Raw genomic sequence first — 5,462 nt, 5'->3', positions numbered from 1 at the left:
GACCGACTCGAAGACGGCGGCCTCCTCGACCAACAACTCACCTGGTGGCGCGAACAGCTCAAGGGCATCACCCCGCTCGAACTCCCCACCGACCGACCCCGACCCGCCGTCCGCGACTCCGCCGGCGCGGTGCACCACTTCACCGTGCCCGCCGCCACCGTGGCGGGGATCAGGGCGCTGGCCCGGCAGCGGGGCGCAAGCCTCTTCATGGCGCTGACGGCGGCCGTCAAGGCGGTGCTCGCCCGCTGGTCAGGCCAGCAGGACATCGCCCTCGGCACCTCGTCGGCCGCGCGCGGCCACCGGGACCTGGAGCAGTTGGTGGGCTTCCTGGTCAACACCGTGGTCCTGCGGACCGACGTGTCGCCGGAGCTGCCCTTCGGCGAGCTGCTGGACCGGGTGAAGGAGACCGTGCTCGACGCCTTCGCCCACGAGGACGTCCCGTTCGACAAGCTCGTGGAGGCCGTCCAGCCGGAGCGCGACACCAGCCGCACCCCGCTGGTGCAGGCCATGGTGGCCCTCCAGGACTCCCCCGCCGACACCGTTTCGCTGCCCGGCGCGGCCGTCTCCCTCTACCCGCTGGAGCGGGACGCCGCGCTGTTCGACCTCACCTTCGAGTTCACCGAGCGGGACGGGGCCCTGAACGGCCTGGTCGAGTACGACACCGCCCTCTTCGACCCCGGTACCGTGGACCGGCTCGCCGGCCACCTGCTCGTCCTGCTCGACGGCGTGATCGCCGACCCCGGCAGCCCGGTGGCCGCGCTCCCGCTGCTGACCGGGGCGGAGCGGCACCGGCTCGCCGTGGAGTGGAACGCCACCGCGCTCCCGTGCGGCGACGACGCGCTCGTCCACGAGCGGCTGGCCGCCCAGGCCGCCCGCACGCCCGGCGCCGTCGCCCTCGTCGCCGACGACGCCACCCTCACCCACCGCGAACTGGACGAGCGCGCCAACCGGCTCGCCCACCACCTGGCCGGCCTGGGCGCCGGCCCCGGCTCGTTGGTCGGCCTGAGCGTCGAGCGCGGCTCCGCCATGGCGGTGGGCCTGCTCGGCATCCTCCGCGCGGGCGCGGCCTACGTCCCGCTCGACCCCGGCTTCCCGGGCGACCGCCTCGCCTACATGCTGGCCGACTCGGGCGCCCGGATCGTGGTCGGCGACGGCACGGCGCGTGAGCGCCTGCGGCTGGAGGACGGCGTACGGTTCGTGGACCTGGCCGCGGAGGCGGAGGAGATCGGGCGGCGGCCCGCCACCCCGCCGCCGGCCACCGTCGCACCGGACGACCTGGCGTACGTCATCTACACCTCGGGCTCCACCGGCAACCCCAAGGGCGTCGCCGTCGAGCACCGCAACGTCCGGCACATCCTGAACGCCTGGGACGAGCGGTACGGCCTCACGGAGCTGAAGCCTCGCTTCCTGTCCGTCTCCAGCCTCTCCGTGGACCTCTTCTTCGCCGACCTCATCCGCTCGCTGCCCTTCGGCGGTTCCCTGGTCATCGCTTCGAAGGACGTCACCACCGACCCGGCCGCGCTCCTCGACCTGATCGCACGGACCGGCGCCACCGGTCTGGAGATCGTGCCGTCCCTGCTCAACGCCGTTCTCCAGGAGGTCGAGCGGCGCGGCGAGGACTTCCCCGCGCTGCGGCTGATCTCGGTCGGCTCCGAAGGGTGGCGGGTCGAGGACTGCCGCAACCTCCTGCGCCGGATCAGCCCCGGCTGTGTCGTCGCCAACGCCTACGGCGGCACCGAGGCCACCGTCGACTCGACCGTCTTCGTGCCGAGCGAGGAGAGCCTCGGCGGCACCGTCTACGTCCCCATCGGCCGCCCGCTGCCCAACACCCGCGTCTATGTGCTGGACGCCCGGCGGAACCTGGTCCCGCAGGGCGTGCCGGGCGAGGTCTGGATCGGCGGCGAGGGCATCGCCCGCGGCTACCACGGCCGGCCGGAACTCACGGCGGAACGGTTCACCGACAGCCCCTTCCCCGGCGGCGGCCGGCTCTACCGCACCGGCGACCGGGCGCGGTGGCTGGCCTCCGGGGACCTGGAGTTCCTGGGCCGCGCCGACGACCAGGTGAAGATCCGCGGGTTCCGGATCGAGCTCGGTGAGGTGGAGAGCGCCCTGCTCAGCCACCCGGCGGTGCGGGACGCGGTGGTCCTCACCTGGCAGGAGGAGTCCGGCAGACAGCGGCTGGTCGCGTACGTGGTGCCCGAGGACGGCGGGGCGGGGCCCCGTGGCACCGACCTGCGCGGGCACCTGTCCGGGCAGCTGCCCGACTACATGGTCCCGGCGGTCTTCGTCACCCTGGACCGGCTGCCCCTCCTCCCCAGCGGCAAGGTCGACCGCCGCTCGCTGCCCGAACCCGAGGTCGACACCGACCGGCTGGGCACCGAGTACACCGCGCCGCGCGACGCGACCGAGGAGACGCTGGCAGCCGTCTGGGCGGAGGTCCTCGGTGTCGCCCGGGTCGGCGTCCACGACAACTTCTTCGACCTCGGCGGCGATTCGATCCTCGCCATCCAGGTCGTCTCCCGCGCCCGCCAGGCCGGACTGCGCCTCACCTCGCGGTTGCTCTTCCTGAATCAGAGCGTCGCCGCGCTCGCGGCGGTCACCGCCCCCGCCGAGGAGTTGTCGGCACCGGCCGAAGCACAGGTCGCCGGGCGGGTCCCGCTGACCCCGATCCAACGCTGGTTCCTCGACGAGCACACCGTCGACCCCGACCACTACGCGATGTCCGTGCACCTGCGGCTGGCGCCCGGCACCGACGCGGCCCTGCTGGCGCGGGCCCTGGACGCGGTCGTCGCCCACCACGACGCCCTGCGGCTGCGGTACCTCCGCCAGGACGGCGACTGGGTCCAGGAGTACGGCGAGCAGCCCGCCGGCCTCCTCACCGTCCTCGACCTCACGGCGGTCCCCGACCCCGGACAGGCGCTGGACGCGGCTGCCCTGGAGGCTCAGCGGGCCCTCGACCTGTCGGCCGGCACCCTGGTGAAGGGCGTGTTCGCCCAGGGCGTCGGCGAGCCGGCGCCGCGTCTCTTCCTCGCCGTCCACCACATCGTCATGGACGGTGTCTCGTGGCGGGTCCTGCTGGAGGACCTCGCCACCGCCTACACGCACCTGTCCGAGGGCCGCCCCGCCGGCCTCGGCGCCCGGACCAGCAGCTACCAGCAGTGGGCGGAACGCCTCACCGCGTACGTCCGGGGCGGCGGTCTCGACCCCGAGGTGGCGCACTGGCGCTCGGTCGACGTCGCGAACGCCCCCGCCCTGCCCGTCGACCACCCCGCCGGGCGCAACGTCACCGCGGCCGAGCAGACCGTCGAGGTGCGCCTGGACCGCGCGGAGACCGATGCGCTGCTCCACCGGGTCCCGTCGGTGTACCGCACGCGGATCAACGACGTCCTCGTGGCCGCGCTCGGCCGCTCACTCACCTCGTGGACCGGCGCGGAGCGCCTGGTCATCGGCCTGGAGGGGCACGGCCGGGAGGAGCTCTTCGACGACCTCGACCTGTCGCGCACCGTGGGCTGGTACACCACGCACTTCCCGGTCGCGCTGAGCTTCCCGGACGGCTCCGGCTGGGGTGGGACCATCAAGTCCGTCAAGGAGCAGTTGCACGCCGTCCCGGGCCACGGCCTCGGCTACGACGCCCTGCGCTTCCTCTCCCCGCCGGGCTCACCCGGCCACGCGCTGCGCACCGACCCGCTTCCGCCGATCAGCTTCAACTACCTCGGCCAGTGGGACGGCATCACCGCGCAGGACGGTCTGGTCCGCGACCGGCTGCCCGCCCTCGGCCAGGACCACGCGGCGGACGAGCCGCGCCCGTACCTGCTGGACGTCGTCGGCATGGTGGAGGACGGCACCCTCGGCTTCACCTGGATCTTCTCCGGCGAGGTCTTCGACCGGTCCACGGTGGAGCGGGTGGCGCGGGAGCATCTGGTGGCGCTGCGCTCCCTGCTGGAGCACTGCCAGGACCCGTCGAGCGGCGGCGCGACCCCGTCCGACTTCCCCCTCGCCCGTCTCGACCAGTCCGCGGTGGACCGGATCGCCGGTGACGGCCGGGACGTCGAGGACATCTACCCGCTCACCCCCATGCAGAGCGGCATGCTCTTCCACACCCTCGCCGAGCCGGACAGCGGCGCCTACTTCGAGCAGATGAGCTTTCGGATGGACGGCGTCGCCGAGCCGGAACTCCTGGAGAAGGCCTGGCAGCACGTCACCGACCATCTGGAGATCCTGCGGGGCGCCGTCGTCTGGGAGCAGGTGGAACACCCGCTGCTGGTCGTACGGCGGAACGTCGTGCAGCCGGTCCGCCACCTCGACTGGCGCCTCCTGAGCGGCGACGAGCAGGACCTGGCGCTCGCCCGCCACCTGGCCGAGGACCGGGAGCTGGGCATCGATCTGTCCGCCGCCCCGATGGTCCGGATCGCCGTAGCCCGCACCTCCGACACCTCGGTGCGGGTGGTGCGTACCTCCCACCATGTGCTGCTCGACGGCTGGAGCACCTTCCAGATGCTCGACGAGCTGACCCGGGCCTACCGGGCACTGCTGGCCGGCGAGCGCCCCGCGCTGCCCTCGCGGCGCCCGTTCGGCACCTACGTCGAGTGGCTCCAGGGCCAGGACCTGACCGAGGCCGAGGCGTACTGGCGGGGCCTGCTCGACGGGTTCGACCAGCCGACGGCGCTCCCGTACGACCGCCGTCCGGTCGCCACCCACCGCGCCCGGTCGGCCGAACGGCTGGTGACCCGGCTCCCCGCCGCCGCGTCGCGCAAGCTCTACGACTTCGCCCGCGCCGAACGGCTCACCGTCAACACCGTGGTCCAGGGCGCCTGGGCGTTGCTGCTCTCGCGGTACGCCGGGGAGAGCGACGTCGTCTTCGGCGCGACCGTCTCGGGCCGCCCCGCCGATCTGCCGGGCGCCGACTCCATGGTGGGCATGCTCATCAACACGCTGCCGGTGCGCGTCGGTGTGGACGGGGACGCCTCGGTCGGCGCCTGGCTCGCCGGGGTTCAGGCGGCGCAGGCCGAAGCGCGGCAGTACGAGTACGTGCCGCTGCCCCGCATCCAGGGCTGGAGCGATGTCGAGCGCGGCACCAACCTCTTCGACAGCCTGGTGGCCTTCGAGAACTTCCCCGTGGACGGAGACACCGGCGACGCCGACGACGGCATCCGGCTGCACGGGCTGGAGGGCGCCGATGTCACCAACTTCCCGCTGAACCTGGTCGCCTACGCCGGTGAGGAACTGGCGTACGCACTGGCCTACGACCCGGCGCTCTTCGACGCGTCGACCGTCGAGCGGATGGCCGCGCACCTGGAAGCCCTGCTCATGGGCATGGCCGACGCGCCGGCCCGGCCGGTGTCCGCCGTCCCGATGCTCAGTGCGGGTGAGTGGGATCGGGTGGTGCGGGAGTGGGCGGTGACCGAGGGCGCCGATCCATGGCCGGGGACGCTGCACAGCCAGGTCTCGGAACGGGCCGCGGA

At 73.5% G+C, this 5,462-nt stretch carries 1 protein-coding gene; it reads left to right on the top strand.

The genetic code is table 11. The features are described 5' to 3' along the window. A partial coding sequence (locus ACWC97_RS33890; RefSeq protein ID WP_450653657.1) for an amino acid adenylation domain-containing protein occupies window positions 1–5,462 on the top strand: 5,462 nt, incomplete at both ends.

It is taken from the genome of Streptomyces sp. NPDC001108 (genome assembly GCF_053598535.1).
Note: the sequence above shows the minus strand (reverse complement) of the source record. Positions and strands in the feature narration are given on the sequence as shown.